This window comes from Bacillus sp. FSL K6-1218 (assembly GCF_038006445.1).
Lineage (GTDB): Bacteria > Bacillota > Bacilli > Bacillales > Bacillaceae_G > Bacillus_A > Bacillus_A thuringiensis_S.
This window is the reverse complement of record NZ_JBBOVE010000002.1, coordinates 267,181-284,135: the sequence shown is the minus strand read 5'-3', so window position 1 is coordinate 284,135 and position 16,955 is coordinate 267,181. Positions and strand designations below refer to the sequence as shown.

The window sequence follows — 16,955 nt, the reverse complement described above, 5'->3', positions numbered from 1 at the left end:
TAATACAAAAGATGCTATTAAACATTACCTTTTAAATCTAATAATCCATGACCTTCCCCATATTTACTATAACCAATTGATTTAGTGTGTTTTATTAACTCCGTAAATAACTCAGGCTCAGTAAGCTTTTTATTAAATTTCTTCTCATGATGTTTTAAGAGTAGTGCTGCTGCTCCTGCAACATGAGGTGTTGCCATAGAAGTTCCTCTTAATACAGCGTATCCTTTATCATTTGTATAAGTAGATAAAATTTCTTCTCCTGGTGCTACTAAATCAACTTCATCATTAGTGTTAGTAAATTGAGATAGTTTTTTGTACATATTCACTGCCCCTACGCATACTACCTCAGGATAATATGCTGGATACCCAACTTCTTTTGTATGTTCATTACCATCCCCTTTATTACCGGCTGCACATATAACTAAAATATCATTTAGAACGGCTTTTTTTATACATTTGTGTAGTTCTAAATCCTCTTCTTTACCACTTAAAGACATCGAGATAATTCGGACACGCTCTTGATTTGGGCCTCTCCATTTAATACACTCATTAATCGCCTTAATAATATTTGGATAATCCGCTCTAAATTTTGAATCTCCTGGCCCCACCTCTTCTACACGCTTCAATACTTTACATATTAATAGCTTTGCCTCTGGTGCTACTCCAACCACACCACTCCCGTTAATAGTAGCTGCAATTGTCCCAGCTACATGAGTACCATGTCCTAAAATATCAGCTACGTTTTTCAAATTTTTTATATCTGTTAATTCTTGGTGAGTATCACTTGTAAAATCTGCTCCTCCTATAATTCTTTCTTTTAAGTCAGGATGGTTTATATCACAACCACTATCAAGAACTGCTATAACAATACCTCTTCCCCTATCACTCTCTTCCCAAAATTCTGGTGCTCCTATCATCTTCACACCAAATGGTATTTCGTAAGTATTTTTAACCATTGACTGAACTTCAAATGGAATTAAGCTCATTTGCTTCATAATTAACCTCCTTTTAAAATTAATAACCTTTATGCTATTTAGAAAAACTCATAAAAAATTTCTATTTTTATTATAAAAAGACCTTATATAACAATGATTAGATAATAAGCAAACAGGTTTCATTCTTTTATAGATTCTCTAACTTCAAGAAATTTTATACGAGAAGGGTCTAGTTGAATCAATTAAACATATACAAATCCCTTAAAATTTATTGTATAAAATAAGGGTTCCCTTTAACTTAAATTTTAAAGATACAAGTTATACTATGTGTTAAAATTCTATGATTGGAGTTAGTATTCAAGGATTACACTTACTGGCCTGTGATCGCTTGGTCGATTTTCTCGGAAAATACCATGATTTACGGTATGGTTATCATACTCGACATGGTGAATAGCGCCAGAATTAGGCACCCTTCTAAGTCCACTAGTAACTGAAAGACCAGGGGAAAGTAAGATATGATCTAGAAGTATATGCTTATTATCTTCACCTGTAACGAAATCATCAAAAACAGCACTATAGCGGTTTGAATTTTTCACATCGTGTTGAGCATGGTGAAACATCATCTCAGGTTCAAATGCAGATCCTACTAATACATCAACAGTATTATGTGATAAATAGTTCTTTTCAAAATAATCCATACCTGGTCCATCATTTAGGTCTCCAAGAATAATTATTTTTTCTGCTAAATTAGATAGCAAAACTTTATCAATATAATCTCTAACTCTCATTGACTCTGCGGAATTTCGCCTCCGGTTTTTAAGAGCTGCTTTAACATATTCTTGTCGAGTTGCTAGATTACTCCACAAATCTTTTCCTTGATTTACAAAATTGGACTTTGTGTGAAGTACTATAATTTGTAAATAATCCCCACCAATTTGAGCATCTATAACGAGTGGTAAACGAGTAAACTGGTATGGTTCCAAATGTTCATCACCATCAACATCTGCCATCCATTCTTCAATTAAGTTTGAAATATTAGTACTAGGTGTTAGTTTTAAAGAATCAACGGCATTTGGCTTATAAAGTACTGCCGTTTTTTGTTGCTGTCCTGAATCGTTAAGGATAAACTTGTAAATTGGCGTTCCATGCTCAGAGAGGTATTCTTGTATAAAGAGGGCCAATTCTTCAGGACGACTAGGCCCTTCCTGTATAGCTAGAATATCTGGATTAATTTCCTTTATAGTATCTGCTGCACGCCTAGCGGTTTCTTTGGTATTACTTGTATGTCCTTCTCTAGTAAAGTTTTCTCTAAAGGCAACAATATCTCCATCATTTGTGAACCAATCATTCATCCATTCAATATTAAAACTAACAACTTTAATTATGGGCATTTTTAAGTCTCCTTTTTAATTTGAATATCAATTATTGTTTAACTTTTTATTCATACTTTATACCTTTCCCTTTCATATACGTATAATTTCAAGGTATGAAAGAGCTTTGGGTATGAAATTAAGAATTGATGATATACAAAACTCAGCAAAAGGTGAATATTATTAAAGCCTTGTTCCAAAACCTACTACAAAAACTCTAACAATTATTTTTTAAAGCCTACTTAACTTAGAGTGATTAATATACATAAATTTTTATATTAAACATAACTAATATTAAATAAAAAATTTATTCACAATCAGTTAGATAATTACAACCTTTAACATGTTCAGTAAAATGACCTGTTTTAATATCTGTACACCATAATCGAGATTAAAATACTAAAAATACAGCTTCCCTTTTAAACTCCATACTTTTCTAATGGCATATATTAAGCAAGTCTTTTTTAGAATTATTCACTCGCTATTATTAGTCATTGCTATTTAAAATACACTAGAAATAACTTGCTAAACAAACAAAGTAATACTCCCAATATTTTAAATTCTTTCTTAAAAAGATAATGTATAAAGAGATTGTACAAACACAAATAATAAGTTTGTTTTTAAGAAAAAATAAAAAGGAGAATTGTTAGATGCAAAAGTTTAATACAATATTAAGCAAGTCCAATTTAATATTTATGATTTTACTTATAGCCCTATCTGGGTGCGGTGCGAATGAAACAAAGCAATCTGAACTTAAAAAAGAAAATATGAGTAATAATAATTATAAAGTAAGAAATGTCCCATTATCTTATGAAAATGAGGGGAACACAAATAATAATTCCCGTCTCAATGCAACAGCACATGACTACTATGAAAGCATAACGACTCAATCAGGGAAAGAACTAAAAGCTTCTTTACATGAAATAATAAAGAAACAGAATGTTTTAACATATGATGATACTCGAAGCGCTTTAAAAGAAATCGATCAAGACCCGAACAATCCAGATAATGTTTTACTGTTTTATAAAGGTGGTTCCATGAACAAAAATAGTTTTTGTGGTAATGAACCTTGTTGGAATCGCGAACATGTTTGGGCCCAATCCCATTTTGACGATAATAGAACAATTAGAACAGACTTACACAATATAAGACCAGAAGATAAATGGGTAAATGCTAGAAGAGGTAATTTAGATTTTGATTGGGATGATGGTCATGTGAATAATCCAAATGCATCTTGTAAGGGCACAGATTTAGGAGCAGCGCAAAAAGCACCTGATACTTGCGTTGACGGGGATTCGTGGGAACCACGAGATGAGATTAAGGGAGATATTGCAAGAACGCTGTTTTATATGGATGTTCGTTATGAAGGGGAAGGTGGACCAGATTTAGAATTAGTAAATGATGTAGACACAGATAATCCAAATCACGGGAAACTATCAACTCTACTACAATGGCACCAACAAGATCCAGTTGATGATATGGAAAGAAAAAGAAATAATGTGGTTTTTGAAAAATTCCAACACAATCGTAATCCTTTTATCGATCATCCAGAATATGTAGAAAGAATTTGGGACTAATTAAATGTGATTCCAATCAAATAACGTAAAAGCAAGGGAAAAGTTTTATTCCCTTGCTTTTGTATTTGACTTAAACCCGATGTAATTGTGGAATTAATAAAAATTAGCTTATACCCTAATTAAGCATACAAAAAATGGATCACTAATGGATGTTCCTTGTCATTATACATTTGAAATATTCGTATCAAATTTATCTAATGTTTTAGGATTTACTTTTTCCCCATCTATTGACATCTTTATTTTTTGTTTTGGATTTGCTGTTACTACCCAAGCATTCGGTAAATAACGATCTTCATGTGATAATGTAGAAGGTGAATTTATAACCTTTCCTCCTAAATATAGAGTAGCAGAAGAACCACCATCCATAGCCATTGCATTTACTGCTCCTTTTTCATATAGAATATCTTGACACTCTTTTAGCGTGGCCCCTATGCTATGTGTTTGCCTACCGTCTATTACCAGAAACATTATTGTGCCATCTTCTTTTTGAGCCATAATACTTCGTGGAGCAGAACCCCAACCACCGTCTCCTTCTGTAATCATTTTTTCTCCATTCACAATTAGCTGTGGCATAAATCCAGCTGCAGAAACGATTTTTTTATCCAGGAGTTGTTGTGTAGAATAATTTCCTGTTATCATTTGTCCAAACTGTGTTAAACCTGTAATAATTGTAGGGGTATGTCTATCCATATTTGTATCAATAGCTTTCCCGTTTTCTATCACAATTCCAGTAGCAACATTTCCTCCACCCCTTCCTGTTTCATCAGCAAATCCACTTGCATTCACAGCAACAAATGCATCATTACGTTTTGCCATTACACTAATTTTTTCTCCCCTGTTAGCGCCCTGTGTTCCTTGGTGGCTAACAAGTTTAACATTGAAAGGATTACTAATAGTGACTAACTTTCCTTCGAATAGAAAGCGACTATCTTTATTACTTTTAATTGTTTCTACATCAATTTCTAATGGCTGACTTTTTAATTCTTCTAATCTTTTTCCTACTATTTTTTTATAAATATGCTCATCACTGTTTGACCATTTCGGATGATTAATTCTATCTTGCAGTTTATCTAGTTCCTTTTGGGATAGGAGTGTATATTTCGCATATTGTGGATGCTGAGAAGTTAGTATACTCCCAGCGATTGTTATACGAAGCTCTCGGCCATAGCTAGTACCAAATAATATTCCTATGCCAATAATCATTAAAATAGAAAATAGAAGCAAGATTCTTTTGAAGATTTTTCTTTGATGTTTCATAGTTTTATCCTCCAGCATTCATTACATTCAATAAATCCATTAAAATATTATTTATCTAAAAACAAAAGTGTTTGATTTTCTCATTACTAAATTTCCCACTATATTTTAGTAATCAAGGCAAAATACTTATTCCACATTTGTTTTTTTCAGTGTATATTTACAAATTTAATAACGCTTTTGCAACCATGAAATAAATTACTAATCCTGTTCCGTCAACAAATGTTGTAATAAATGGACCTGAAACAACTGCAGGATCCAGTTTTAATTTTCTTAGAATTAAAGGTAAAACAGCTGCAACAAGAGAGGCCCAAATAACAATAAATAATAAAGTGATTGCTACAACTTGTGCAACTTCTGTTCCAACACCTAACATATAAGCACGAGTGAGTCCAGCTACCGCAAGTGCAAGTCCAAGAAGCATACCAATTGCAAGTTCCTTTTTCATTACACGGAAAATGTCTTTAAATTTCACCTCTCCAATACCAATTGCACGAGTAATTGTTGCTACAACCTGTGTTCCTGTATTCCCTCCAGTACCTACTAATAATGGAACAAAGAAAGCAAGGGCAACTACAGTTTCAATTTCGTCTTCAAAATACTTTAATACTGTACCTGTATATGCCTCAGCAACAAAAAGAAGTAATAACCATGGTAGACGTTTTAAGAAAATACTCCAAATGCTAGCTTCAAAGTAAGATTGATTTAATGGTTCACTTCCGCCTAACTTTTGAATATCTTCTGTAGCTTCTGCTTCCATAACATTCATTACGTCATCAAATGTTATAATACCAATCATTTTATTATTTGCTGTTGTGACAGGTATTGCTGCTAAATTATAATTCAGTAGCTTTTTTACAACTTCTTGCTGATCAATTTCAGCTTGTACTGAAATTACCTCTTGAATCATGATAGTAGATAATATCTCTTCATCTGGTGCTAGTAATAACTCATGTATGGAAACGATTCCCTTAAGATAACCGTGATTATCAAGAACATAACTATAAGATATTGATTCTACATTTTTAGAATGTTCCCTAATGTACCTCAATGTCATTTTTACTGACCAATTTCCTCTAACTGCAACAAAATCACTTGTTACAAGACTTCCCGCCGTTTCAGGTTTGAAAGTCATCAATTTTTTCACGTTATGTTTTGTAATTTTATCTAGATACGCCATTAATTTAGCCTGTTTTTCCGGATGAACCGCTAGAAGTAAATCTACTAATTCATCAATCGGTTGTAAATTTAGCAACTTTTTGGCTTTATTTTCAGATAAGTGAATTAAGATATTATATTTTTCTTCTGCACTCATATATTGAAGAATTTTAGAGCTTTTTAATACAGGTATTGTATTTAGCAATATGACTTGATCTTCAATTGAAAACTGTTTTACTTCTTGTGCAATATCATACGATGGATGACGTAAAACTTTCTCTGTATCCAAGTTATTTTTGGTTATAAGTAATTCCTTTAATAATTTCTTCATGTTAACTCCTCCTCATATTGCTAAGGGAGACTCTAGAGTTTCATGAGTGGTTTTGTTTTATTTTATCTGTCTTAAATTTTTTATTAAAGCAATAATAGTTACATTGCAATCAATTCATTAGTTAGAATTACCTCCTTTTTGAATATAGACAAGATAAAAATAAATAAAATTAAACAGAAAAACCTTTACTCAAAAAGGAGTAAAGGTTTTTTCACAATACAAATAAATGATTATTAAGACCGCCCTGCCAAAATCACAGAGGTGTCTTTCTATCAAATCGTATACCACTCCCTCGTTGAGTTTTAGCACTGTATAGCATAGGTTTTTATAACCAGCTACATTAAGAAGGGCCTTAATCCGACCGTTCCTGTTGACCCATTGGCGTCTCTCGACATTTTTGGGCAGCAGCGTTTCTCTATACAGGAGCCTCACCTAACAAAGTTTATTGAATTACTTCAAAATTTAAACCAGAATTTAATATTTGTCAACTGACTTTCAATTCCATTCATAAAAAAATCTACTATAGAAAATGAAATTATATTTTATTATAAATTTAAAATTCCCCTTAAAAAACATCGAATTCAAATAGATTTAATTCGAAGAAACGTTATAAAATATATGAAACTAATTGTTTTTAATCAAATTCCAACTTTATAACAAAAGATGACTAATTAGTCATTCTGTATATCAAAAGAACATTCTTAAAAAAATCTTCTTTTATAATTAAAATCTTCTTTACTGTTTATCAAATTTATGTGGTTAAACTACTTAATCAAACGATAAACTACAAGTCAAAAATATGTACTTATACGAAATGATTACATACATTTTCTCATATCATTTCTCAAAGGACTATAAAGCAATAAAACAAATAAAATTAACAATACGGTTGCTTGACAAGCAAAAAAAATATATTTATGCTTGCTACACGAAACAAACACATAAAATTTATATTGCTTAACCTGTTAGGTGAGGCTCCTATGCAAACACAGGCTATTGCCCAAAAATGTCGAAAGACGCCAATGGGTAGAACAGGAATTGTCGGATTAAGGCTCTTCTTAAGATAGCTAAGTAATGAATTTTCATTACTTTACGTTGTATAGTGCCAAAGCTCTACTAGGGGGAAAAAAGCCTTATTTAGTCATGCCATTTTGAATCCCTCTAGTTACATACTAGGGGGATTTTTGCGTAAAAAAACAGGGAGTAAGCGATAGAATCTTCCTAAACAAAAGGCATATTTAGTAATTGACGAGAACAAGATTCTATTCATTAGCAAATGCAATATTATGTTTTGTTTTAAATCAGGAGGATATTAAAATGAAAAAAATATTAAAACTGGATTATCTATTGCTCCTCCCTCTATTCATAACATGTACTTTAGGTATTATCATGATGTATAGTGCGAGTTCCATTATCGCTGTCCAGCATTACGGTTATAACAGTAGACACTTTATTGATTCGCAATTAACAAAGCTAATTTTAGGAACAATAGGCTTAATAGTTTGTGCCATACTCCCATATGAAATATGGAAAAAACGAATAGTCTCAATCTTTATTATGGTTGGAGGGATTTTTTTATTAATTATGGTTTTATGGAAAGGAAAAGTGGTAAATAATGCTCAATCATGGATCTTTGGAATACAGCCAGCTGAATTTCTTAAATTAGGAACAATACTCGTAACAGCCCGTTTTTTTGCATTACGACAAGAACAAGTTAAAAATAGCTGGAGTGGTAGCGGAAAACTTTTATTTTTTTTAGCTACAATTTTTTTTCTTATCTTTAAACAACCAAATTTAGGATCAGCACTTTTAATATTAGGTATAGGTTTTAGCATATTTCTTTGCTCAGGAATAAATATAAATCTACTAATCAAAAGAACTGCCATCGGTTCTATTTTGTGGTTACCTATTTTATATTTTTTAATTCAATATAGTTTGTCAGAAGTTCAAAAGACACGTATTACTACGATTTTCAATCCCTTTGTTGATGCACAAGGAAATGGATACCAGCTTGTAAATTCTTTTATTGCCATTGGCTCTGGAGGAATCACTGGTCGTGGATTTGGAAATAGCATACAAAAAACAGGTTATCTTCCGGAACCACATACTGATTTTATAATGGCAATAGTTTCTGAAGAACTAGGATTTATTGGTGTATTTATTATATTGGCTGGAGTCTTGACTATAGTACTTCGCTCCTTAAAAATTGCACAATTATGTGTAGATCCATTCGGCAGTTTTATAGCAATTGGTATAGGATGTATGATCGGTATGCAATCTGTAGTAAATTTAGGTGGTATTACAGGACTATTTCCTCTCACAGGTACCCCATTTCCATTTGTAAGTTTTGGTGGAAGTTCTTTAATGGTCAATTTAATAGCAATGGGAATATTAATTAATATTTCAATTTTAAATAAAATCAAGTTCTATAATCATAATATATAATTTTTGTATTTTAATTTAAAAATTTTTAAAATTTGACCTCATTAATTAATCTATATTTAAAGAATTTCTAATTATTTTTTAACTGTATAAATATTAATATTTATGTTCATTTTAATACGAAAAAAGGCAGGCATAAATATATGCTTGCCTTCCGTTTTCAAAATCAATTAAACCAAAAACAAAGTGAGGTTAACCAAATCTAGATACTGTCTTCTACGCCCTATTTTTTACTTTTCTAAAAAAATTTCTGCTATTTCATTAGCATATTTTTTAGATTCAAATCCATCATAGTTACTTAGTACTACAACAGACAAATATTCTTTTAGAAACCGCATGAAGTGTGAACGATAACCTGCCCAGCTACCTGAATGTTCGAAGTATCGATAGTTAAAACCTTCTGCAAGCCTTAGCCCAAAAGCATAATCTACATTATCAATAATCGTCTCCCCAGTTGGAGAAATTTCCGGACCTATTTCGCTCATTTTTTAACAAATTCTTTTCCACCAACGGTACCTATATTTAAATTCTCTCCCCACTTTACTAAGTCTTCAACTGTTGAATGAACTGCCCCATCTCCTGTATGTTCCCAAGGGCTTTCATAGATTTTATATGCTTCTTTTTCATTCTTCGAATATGCACTAGTAATTGGTATAGTAGTTGGGTGGTAATCTAAAATTGTTGTGTCTCTCATATTTAAAGGGGCAAACATACGATCCTTTGTAAACTGACGTAGAGACTTGCCGCTTACCTTCTCTACCACTTGTGACAATAAAAAATATCCTGTATTAATGCCGTACCGATTAATAAATTAAATTATAAAAATAATTTGTTATACCTCCATGTACCCTAGCTGATATTATGTATAAGGAAATTATTAGTTAATTAAAGATACATATATTAGGAGGTACATAAGCCATGTTAGAGGTAATTACGGCATTTTTCTTACTAATTCTCCATTCCATTGTTTATCTCTTTTCAAGTGGAGAAACGAAGCAAATAGCAAAAAAACATATAAAAGAAATTCTTAATAGTCCGGATGGAGTAATAATATTAATCGTTGCTGCGGCACTTTTAATCGGGGGATATATTTATATTTTTATGGTTTCAGTTTATGACTATAAACTAAAATTATATCCAAGTATATGAAACAATGATTCACCTAGGTAGTATGCATATTATGGTGGAGAATGGGACACAGGTGGTCTTTTTGGAGAAGCCAAATATGTTTATAATAAAACTGATGAATTGGATAATAAATAGTATATAAAGGCCTTATCTTTTCTATAGGAAGATAAGGCTTTTTTATGCATAAAGAAAAGACAACCAAAGGTGCCTTCCTCCGACTTGAACCACTTTAATTTTAATAATATGTATTGGACGCCAATCCAAATAGTATTTTACTACGTTAAGTTGTTTTGTTACTTGCTACACATATTTACTTTTTCTTGATACTTAATAACATGCTCTTTTGTTGCTGGATTCTGTTCGCCATTCTTTAATTGTTCAAGAACATTTTTCGCTTCATCACAACTCATTTTTTCTCGTTCTTTATCCTCAAATGATTGAGCTCTCCTTTTTGCATAATCTAAACTTTCTTCTTCCTCACGTGCTTCTTTCTCTGTTTTCTTTTGATTTACTTCTCTTTGTTTTTTCACTTGTACTTCTTGCTGTTTCTCGGCTTGTTTCTGCTTTTGACGTTGTTGTTCTTTGTTCGCTTTTTCTTCAGCTTGACGTTGTGCTTCGGCCTCTTGACGTTGCTGCTCTTCTTGCTTTGCTTTTTCTTCTTCAGCCTGTCGTTGCGCCTCAGCTTCTTGACGTTGCTGCTCTTCTTGTTTAGCCTTTTCTTCAGCTTTCTGATCCTTAACAGCTTCTTTTTTTGCTTTTTCTTCAACTTTAGAGTCATTAGAGGTACTTGCTGCTTTGTTAGTTGAGCATGCTGCTAATCCCATAATTAAAACGCAACTTGTGAGTGCAGTTAATAGTTTATTGTTCATAATATGTGTCCCCCAGTATCTAAAATATAAGATTGCCTGAATTATAATAAAAACTAATAATCTTTATATTTTTATATTATGTCGAAAGGAAATAAAAAAGAGAGTACAGTCTCTCCTTTTTATCTATTAGTAAAAAATAATCACTGAGTACGTCTGTTAGCTTTCATGAGATTGTTTAAATGATACGGAGTCTTTCGGTACTATCCAATTTTTGTGATAACCTAATTTAACCCCGTATATCCAGAAAATTTTTAAAATCTTAGTTTCTAAGTTATGTAATAAAAACCGTAAAGATTAGAAATCCTTACGGTTTTTGCTTGAATTATTTACATGCTTATTCAAATCTATATAGTTATTTTAAACCACTTTATTTTTTTAAATTTAACTTCATTAGATTTATTTAATTGTTGCTTCCACTTTTATTTGCTCTTTTTGAGTTTTGTTATCTATAGCAATATATATCTTTTCAATTTTATAAACTGTATTTCTTGGCAATAATAATTCGTATTGACCTGGATACGCAGTCAAGTCATCTGAATTCATATAAGCACCATGAGCCCCAGAGCCTACCTTAAATTCTGTCATAACTGGTCTTGTTTTCGCATATCCAGCATCAATAAGTATAGAAGTGCTTATATATCCAAATTCTGTTGTTGTTTTTCCTTGGAATTTTTTTGTATTTCCTTGAACTTCTCTCTGTCAACCTTGCCGTTTTTTATTATGGAATTATCATACTCCTTTCCAAAAATCCATGCATCATCCCCTCGATACACTTTTATATTGTCAATCACTTTTGCCTCTTTTCTATTCAATGCTTTATCTAAGGATTCAATTTTTTTCTTCATTGTAGGATCAGAATCCAATTTACCTGCATGTGTTCTCAAAAATTCATTATACGGTCTTGCATTTTTTGTATAATCTCTTATGGCAGATTTCTCTTCTTTACTCCACTTACTAAATTTTTTTTTCCCCCAAGCATCAGCTTCTTCTTTGTTTGTACATAGCTTATATTTGTCTACAGTATTACAGTCCTTGGTCTTTGACGGTATATTTCCTATATGTTTTGATGTAGATCGAAACATCACATTATCGTTTGGCTCAGTCATCGCAAATGTAGATGTAGTACCACTAAATACAGTTAAACCTAATGATAGAATAGTAGCTATAGCTAGACTTTGTTTTTTCATGTTAAAACTCCTTTTTTGAATATTGGAAGTTAACATACTAATGAAACAAACTTATTTATTGAACATTAATTTTTAATTTGTTTGTACTAAATCTAAGAGTCCTTAATTATTGCCTATTTAATTTTTCATTTTAAATTCTGCTAAAATATAAAAAACTCCATAATAGGAAATTTTCCTTTCCTAAAACTATGTTTATATAGATTCGTAGTGTTATTATAATTATGAATTTTTACAGATGAGTAACATAGTTATAAAAGACAAAATATCAATATAAATTGGATTCAAAGAATTAACAATCTCATAAGAACTCGTGTCTTAATTGTTATTCCTGCGATTTTGCCGGACTATTTATTGTATATAAAGTGAAGTACGCATTGTATTAAACGGGAAATTAATAGAGGTTTTTTGATATTCAAATGTACCCTGTTGATGTCCAGATGCATCCCACTTGTAATACCAACCAACAATTGGGTTGCCGCCAATCACACTTGATCCAATACTCTTTACTGCTGAACCGTTCATTTTTGCAATTGGATTTTGTCCATATCCAATTTCTTTTGTGTAAATATATAGGTAACTTCCCCCATGATTTCTTGTCGTACTAAAGCTATTAGGATTGATTGCCTCTACCCCGCCCTGCTCAGACTCTACTTGTACAACGTTTAATGAAGATAATGGTGCTGCAGGACCAGCAAATGCCTCTGTTGCCATTCCTAAACTTACAAATGTAGTGATTGCTAACGATGAAATCCCTAATGCTACTCTTTTAAACATAATAACATCCCTTCCATCCATTTTTTGTATATCATTACAAACATACCCCGACTTCCTATATATGTAAATCATTTAGAACTTTAGAAATATAAGATAGAATATTCTAGCGTATATTTCTAAAGCCTTATCAACACAAGAAATAGATTTCTCGCCTCTTTACGTAGGCTTTATAACAAGCCTGTCAATTTGTTCATTTTTTGCTACTCTATGTATTAGATTATCAAATTAATAATTTTTTATTTAAAAAGTACCCTTAAGCCTATTTATATACATATAAATAGGTTTAAGGAATGGAATTTGGTTTAAATGTACATAGGATAAATCAATCTACAATGTATTCAACTGGGGGTACAGTAAAAAATACTCAAAGCTCCCCTTCTACTCAAGGGAAAGAAGCTACTAACGAAAGAAGTGAAACAACTTAGTGTCAAATTTACTGAAATGGATCTACGAAAAATGCTAAAAGATAAAGGTTTCCCCTTATGGATTATTATGGAGACGCTAAACAAGTTCCGTGCTGATAAGGAGAAGAAATCAAGCCAAACTAACAGCAACTCTCCTTTTAAAATTTTAAATACAGTATGTCAAATACTATATGGAAAATAAAAATTATCAAAGAGATTAATAATCTACTTTACGATTCCCCCCCAAACAAGTTAAAAAGCTATTATAAACAAACTTCAATAAAAAATACCGCTCCACTCTTTTTTATAACTCGTTTTTTTGAGTTAATCATGATGATTGAAGATGATTCCTTTTGTACATACCAGCTGCTGCCAAATAAATGAATATCGCTTGTCTAAAACCACCTCTGACTAATCATTCATATAATAAGTCTAGAAACTTTTGAAACGCTTCTTTGTAACAGCTCATCTTATTAAATTCTGACCTAATATTCATGTTACTTTCATTAATAAAAACAATTAACATCAAAATCCTATTAAAGTTATACTAATGATAGAGGTGAGTTTATGAAAAATGATCCAAATAATAAAAAAACTGTCCCATTATGCCCGAAAAATAAATTACCAAAAATTACAAACGAGCAGTGGCATGCTATTATATATAATGATTCTTCTTATGACAATAAATTTTATTATGGTGTAAAAACGACAGGTATTTTTTGTCGTCCCTCATGCAAATCTAAAATTCCTAAAAGAGATAATGTGAATATTTTTAAAAATGCACAAGAAGCATTATCTCAAAATTTTCGTCCTTGTAAACGTTGTAAACCAACTGCATTAAATTTACCTAATGAAGAATGGATAAAACATATTACAGATTACATTGATAAAAACTTTGATGAACTTTTGACATTAGAAAGGTTGGCCACTATATGTCATGGAAGTCCATTCCATTTACAACGTACCTTTAAAAAAATTAAAGGATTAACTCCTATGGAATATATTCAACAAATCAGAACTTCAAAGGCAAAATATTATCTTGAGCAAACCAATTATTCAATAATAGAAATTGGACTTACAGTAGGTATACAAAATACAGCATATTTTTCTACATTATTCAAAAAGAAAACTGGATACACACCTAATGAATATAGAAAATTACACCAAAAATGAAAATCATTAATTTTGACTTTAAATACAGTTCACTAAAAAATTCGATAAGAACATTCATTTTATGTCAAAAAAATTTCTTGAATTTTTATTTGCAACTACAGAATCTTTACTCACTTTTCAAAAATCGACTTTCACTCGTAATTCCATAATTACAAAGCTTTGTCGATAAATATTTTGTAGAATTTTCTAAAAAATGAACAAATTTTGGATATAAATGATAGAATTTTTAAAAAAAGGTATTTTTCACTCGTATTATCTCTGGTATCTTAGCAAGTTTCATTAACAGATATATTAGTATGCAGACGATGATAACTAAATATATTGAAGATGGAGGTCGTTGATTATGATTAATAACAATGCACTTTTAACTCTTGATGTTAACTTACAATTAGATATTCAGAAAGAGACTATTATTAAGAACGGTTTACAATTATCCCTCTCAAGGATTCAATTTAAGTTGTTATTTTATTTGGTATGTAATAAGAAAGTTCCTATATCCAGTGAAGAATTAATACAATATGCTTGGGGCACAAATGATTATATTACTAAAGACGAATTGTATGTATATATATGTAGGCTCAGGAAAAGGATCGAAGATGATTTTAAAAATCCTAAATTACTTTTATCTATTCGCAGAGTTGGCTACATGTACTACCCGCCCCAGTTTGTAGAATTGAATAGCAAAATTTAAAAAGAATTTTTTATATTAATCATGTTACCCTTTTATAAAAGGAGTGATTTTATGGGAAATAAATCAATTACACTGTATCAAGCAATTGCTCTGTACATCGCTGCAATTTTGGGTTCAGGGGTATTATTTTTATCAGCAAGTACTGCTAATATAGCTGGACCTGCATCAATCATTTCGTGGATATTTATAATTATTTTAAGCTTCCCTCTTGCATATACCTTTGCTTGCTTATCACGATCTTATCCTGATGCAGGTGGTGCAGCTACTTTTGTAAGAATGGCTTATGGAAATCATATGGGTAATTTAATAGGTTGGTTTTATTTCTTCTGTGCTGCAGTAGGACAAATCATAGTCTCTCTAACTGGTGCTTTTTATGTAGGAATCGCTTTTAACTTATCCAATGGGATAATTACTTGTTTAGCATTATTTATCTTATTAATGGGTTCAATTTCTAACTATTTCGGTGTACAAACAAGTGGTAAATTATCTTTGATTTTGAGCTCATTATTAATTGTTTTATTGTTAGTAACAATATACTCTTCTTTCGATAAGTTTGAGTATTCTAACTTTAAACCATTTGCACCTAATGGGATAATTTCAATTGGTACAGCTATGACAATGTGTTTATGGTCTTTCTTTGGCTGGGAAGCAATATGTAACCTTGCAGATAAGTTTGTAAAGCCAGAAAAAGATATTATTAAAGGGACGATTATTAGTGCAGGGATTATAGGCATATTATTTATTTTATTAAGCTTAATCACTATTGGCACTAAGACATATGGTAACCTTGAAAGCAACCTCTCTCCCTTAGCACTATTAATGCAAGATTCAATAGGAATCGGTGCGAAATATTTAACTGCTATATTAGCTTTTATTATTTGCTTAGGTACCGTCAACGCATTTATTGCTAGCATAACACAACTAGGTTTTGCTTTAAGCCGTGATAAAGCATTTCCAAATTATTTTTCTGAAATAAATCAACGTACTCAAACGCCCACTCGTGTAGTAGTATTTATTTTCGTCTTTGCATCTATAGGTGTGATAACAATAAGTACATTAAAAATATCTTATGTGGATCTGTTATTTATCCCAAATTCATTAGGCTTAATGGTATATATTTTTTCATCAGCAGCTGGCATTAAACTTTTTAAAAAAGGTACACTACAAAAAAAAGCTGCTTTAATATCTTTAATTTTATGTCTGTCATTAATCCCTTTCTTTGGTATATACTTCTTTGTACCATTAATAGTGGTAATTCTTTATTTTATGTATATAAATTACATGCGAAAATTGACTAGTATAAATCAAAATTATTAGTTCTATTACACCATTTACTTTTTATACACTTTACACAATAAAGAACTCTTTTACTTCTTATAAAAGTAAAAGAGTTCTTTATTTGGATAAAATAAGTTTATCTATAAAAGTATAGTTTGTTTTTATTTCTATTTACTACGGAAGCGGTTTGAAGCTTATCTATAGTTTGTTGTTGTTTCACATTTTTTTCTGCAAGCATGCATTTCTGCTCATATAAAGGTAATAAATAAGTTTGAATAATTTTCTCTGCTGCAACTAATGAAGAATTGGATACATCTATAACACTTTTTATTTCTTTAACTATCTGCTTATTAATCATTTAACACCTCACTACATCCATATTGA

Annotated in this window: 14 protein-coding genes, 2 pseudogenes and 2 riboswitches; of the genes and pseudogenes, 7 read left to right on the top strand and 9 right to left on the bottom strand. The window is 31.1% G+C overall.

What is annotated here, in order from left to right; all coding sequences use genetic code 11:
* Positions 1 to 17 precede the first annotated feature (17 nt).
* Complete coding sequence (locus MHI26_RS29550; RefSeq protein WP_061667020.1) at positions 18 to 995, bottom strand: S8 family peptidase; 978 nt, start codon at positions 993 to 995, stop codon at positions 18 to 20.
* Positions 996 to 1,285: 290 nt separating this feature from the next.
* Complete coding sequence (locus tag MHI26_RS29545; RefSeq protein ID WP_061667019.1) at positions 1,286 to 2,326, bottom strand: endonuclease/exonuclease/phosphatase family protein; 1,041 nt, start codon at positions 2,324 to 2,326, stop codon at positions 1,286 to 1,288.
* Positions 2,327 to 2,955: 629 nt separating this feature from the next.
* On the opposite strand from MHI26_RS29545, the gene MHI26_RS29540 reads away from it, so the two are divergent.
* A complete protein-coding gene (locus MHI26_RS29540) occupies positions 2,956 to 3,882 on the top strand; it encodes an endonuclease I family protein (protein ID WP_061667018.1) in 927 nt (308 codons plus the stop codon).
* A gap of 162 nt (positions 3,883 to 4,044) precedes the next feature.
* Here the strand turns inward: MHI26_RS29540 and MHI26_RS29535 are convergent, their stop codons facing one another.
* Both MHI26_RS29535 and mgtE read right to left on the bottom strand, forming a co-directional pair.
* Positions 4,045 to 5,139: a phosphodiester glycosidase family protein gene (locus MHI26_RS29535; RefSeq protein WP_061667017.1), complete on the bottom strand. Its 1,095-nt coding sequence runs from the start codon at positions 5,137 to 5,139 to the stop codon at positions 4,045 to 4,047.
* 157 nt (positions 5,140 to 5,296) lie between these two features.
* Complete coding sequence (mgtE, locus tag MHI26_RS29530; RefSeq protein WP_061667016.1) at positions 5,297 to 6,625, bottom strand: magnesium transporter; 1,329 nt, start codon at positions 6,623 to 6,625, stop codon at positions 5,297 to 5,299.
* 281 nt (positions 6,626 to 6,906) lie between these two features.
* Positions 6,907 to 7,072: riboswitch (M-box (ykoK) riboswitch) on the bottom strand.
* A 507-nt stretch (positions 7,073 to 7,579) separates the two neighbouring features.
* Positions 7,580 to 7,756: riboswitch (M-box (ykoK) riboswitch) on the top strand.
* Between the two features lie 186 nt (positions 7,757 to 7,942).
* Between mgtE and MHI26_RS29525 the strand changes: the two genes are divergently transcribed.
* The gene (locus MHI26_RS29525; RefSeq protein WP_061667015.1) at positions 7,943 to 9,070 is read left to right on the top strand and encodes an FtsW/RodA/SpoVE family cell cycle protein; all 1,128 of its coding nucleotides are present in this window, start codon (positions 7,943 to 7,945) and stop codon (positions 9,068 to 9,070) included.
* A gap of 227 nt (positions 9,071 to 9,297) precedes the next feature.
* On the opposite strand, the pseudogene MHI26_RS29520 reads toward MHI26_RS29525, so the two are convergent.
* A pseudogene (locus tag MHI26_RS29520) lies at positions 9,298 to 9,857 on the bottom strand (serine hydrolase domain-containing protein); the annotation flags it as partial.
* A 128-nt stretch (positions 9,858 to 9,985) separates the two neighbouring features.
* Between MHI26_RS29520 and MHI26_RS29515 the strand changes: the two are divergent.
* Positions 9,986 to 10,216: a hypothetical protein gene (locus MHI26_RS29515; protein ID WP_061667014.1), complete on the top strand. Its 231-nt coding sequence runs from the start codon at positions 9,986 to 9,988 to the stop codon at positions 10,214 to 10,216.
* A gap of 272 nt (positions 10,217 to 10,488) precedes the next feature.
* Here the strand turns inward: MHI26_RS29515 and MHI26_RS29510 are convergent, their stop codons facing one another.
* The 3 genes and pseudogenes from MHI26_RS29510 to MHI26_RS29500 all read right to left on the bottom strand — a co-directional run bounded on the left by MHI26_RS29510 (position 10,489) and on the right by MHI26_RS29500 (position 13,025).
* Positions 10,489 to 11,064 carry a hypothetical protein gene (locus tag MHI26_RS29510; protein ID WP_061667242.1) on the bottom strand — a complete coding sequence of 192 codons (576 nt, stop codon included), beginning with the start codon at positions 11,062 to 11,064 and terminating at the stop codon, positions 10,489 to 10,491.
* A 396-nt stretch (positions 11,065 to 11,460) separates the two neighbouring features.
* Positions 11,461 to 12,146 (bottom strand): annotated as a pseudogene (locus MHI26_RS29505) (ADP-ribosyltransferase).
* 453 nt (positions 12,147 to 12,599) lie between these two features.
* Positions 12,600 to 13,025: a DUF4879 domain-containing protein gene (locus tag MHI26_RS29500; protein ID WP_061667241.1), complete on the bottom strand. Its 426-nt coding sequence runs from the start codon at positions 13,023 to 13,025 to the stop codon at positions 12,600 to 12,602.
* Positions 13,026 to 13,466: 441 nt separating this feature from the next.
* Between MHI26_RS29500 and MHI26_RS29495 the strand changes: the two genes are divergently transcribed.
* The 4 genes from MHI26_RS29495 (at position 13,467) to MHI26_RS29480 (ending at position 16,610) form a co-directional block, all read left to right on the top strand.
* Positions 13,467 to 13,631, top strand: a complete 165-nt coding sequence (locus MHI26_RS29495) for a DUF3914 domain-containing protein (RefSeq protein ID WP_340809289.1) — start codon at positions 13,467 to 13,469, stop codon at positions 13,629 to 13,631.
* A 365-nt stretch (positions 13,632 to 13,996) separates the two neighbouring features.
* A complete protein-coding gene (locus MHI26_RS29490; protein ID WP_061667240.1) occupies positions 13,997 to 14,602 on the top strand; it encodes a bifunctional transcriptional activator/DNA repair enzyme AdaA in 606 nt (201 codons plus the stop codon).
* A 343-nt stretch (positions 14,603 to 14,945) separates the two neighbouring features.
* On the top strand, positions 14,946 to 15,293 hold the full coding sequence (locus MHI26_RS29485; protein WP_050426822.1) for a winged helix-turn-helix domain-containing protein: 348 nt from the start codon (positions 14,946 to 14,948) through the stop codon (positions 15,291 to 15,293).
* A gap of 51 nt (positions 15,294 to 15,344) precedes the next feature.
* Positions 15,345 to 16,610 (top strand): APC family permease, encoded by a 1,266-nt coding sequence (locus MHI26_RS29480; RefSeq protein WP_061667239.1) that lies wholly within the window; start codon positions 15,345 to 15,347, stop codon positions 16,608 to 16,610.
* 97 nt (positions 16,611 to 16,707) lie between these two features.
* Here MHI26_RS29480 and MHI26_RS29475 read toward each other — a convergent pair whose 3' ends face one another.
* On the bottom strand, positions 16,708 to 16,929 hold the full coding sequence (locus MHI26_RS29475; protein ID WP_061667238.1) for a hypothetical protein: 222 nt from the start codon (positions 16,927 to 16,929) through the stop codon (positions 16,708 to 16,710).
* Positions 16,930 to 16,955 lie beyond the last annotated feature (26 nt).

What these genes read in the sequence shown, in the direction of transcription:
- MHI26_RS29525 (WP_061667015.1), top strand. Translation starts at nt 7,943, where the DNA reads ATGAAAAAAATATTAAAACTGGATTATCTATTGCTCCTCCCTCTATTC.
- MHI26_RS29495 (WP_340809289.1), top strand. Translation starts at nt 13,467, where the DNA reads ATGGATCTACGAAAAATGCTAAAAGATAAAGGTTTCCCCTTATGGATT.
- MHI26_RS29550 (WP_061667020.1), bottom strand. Translation starts at nt 995, where the DNA reads ATGAAGCAAATGAGCTTAATTCCATTTGAAGTTCAGTCAATGGTTAAA.
- MHI26_RS29485 (WP_050426822.1), top strand. Translation starts at nt 14,946, where the DNA reads ATGATTAATAACAATGCACTTTTAACTCTTGATGTTAACTTACAATTA.
- MHI26_RS29510 (WP_061667242.1), bottom strand. Translation starts at nt 11,064, where the DNA reads ATGAACAATAAACTATTAACTGCACTCACAAGTTGCGTTTTAATTATG.
- MHI26_RS29475 (WP_061667238.1), bottom strand. Translation starts at nt 16,929, where the DNA reads ATGATTAATAAGCAGATAGTTAAAGAAATAAAAAGTGTTATAGATGTA.
- mgtE (WP_061667016.1), bottom strand. Translation starts at nt 6,625, where the DNA reads ATGAAGAAATTATTAAAGGAATTACTTATAACCAAAAATAACTTGGAT.
- MHI26_RS29500 (WP_061667241.1), bottom strand. Translation starts at nt 13,025, where the DNA reads ATGTTTAAAAGAGTAGCATTAGGGATTTCATCGTTAGCAATCACTACA.
- MHI26_RS29545 (WP_061667019.1), bottom strand. Translation starts at nt 2,326, where the DNA reads ATGCCCATAATTAAAGTTGTTAGTTTTAATATTGAATGGATGAATGAT.
- MHI26_RS29490 (WP_061667240.1), top strand. Translation starts at nt 13,997, where the DNA reads ATGAAAAATGATCCAAATAATAAAAAAACTGTCCCATTATGCCCGAAA.
- MHI26_RS29540 (WP_061667018.1), top strand. Translation starts at nt 2,956, where the DNA reads ATGCAAAAGTTTAATACAATATTAAGCAAGTCCAATTTAATATTTATG.
- MHI26_RS29480 (WP_061667239.1), top strand. Translation starts at nt 15,345, where the DNA reads ATGGGAAATAAATCAATTACACTGTATCAAGCAATTGCTCTGTACATC.
- MHI26_RS29535 (WP_061667017.1), bottom strand. Translation starts at nt 5,139, where the DNA reads ATGAAACATCAAAGAAAAATCTTCAAAAGAATCTTGCTTCTATTTTCT.
- MHI26_RS29515 (WP_061667014.1), top strand. Translation starts at nt 9,986, where the DNA reads ATGTTAGAGGTAATTACGGCATTTTTCTTACTAATTCTCCATTCCATT.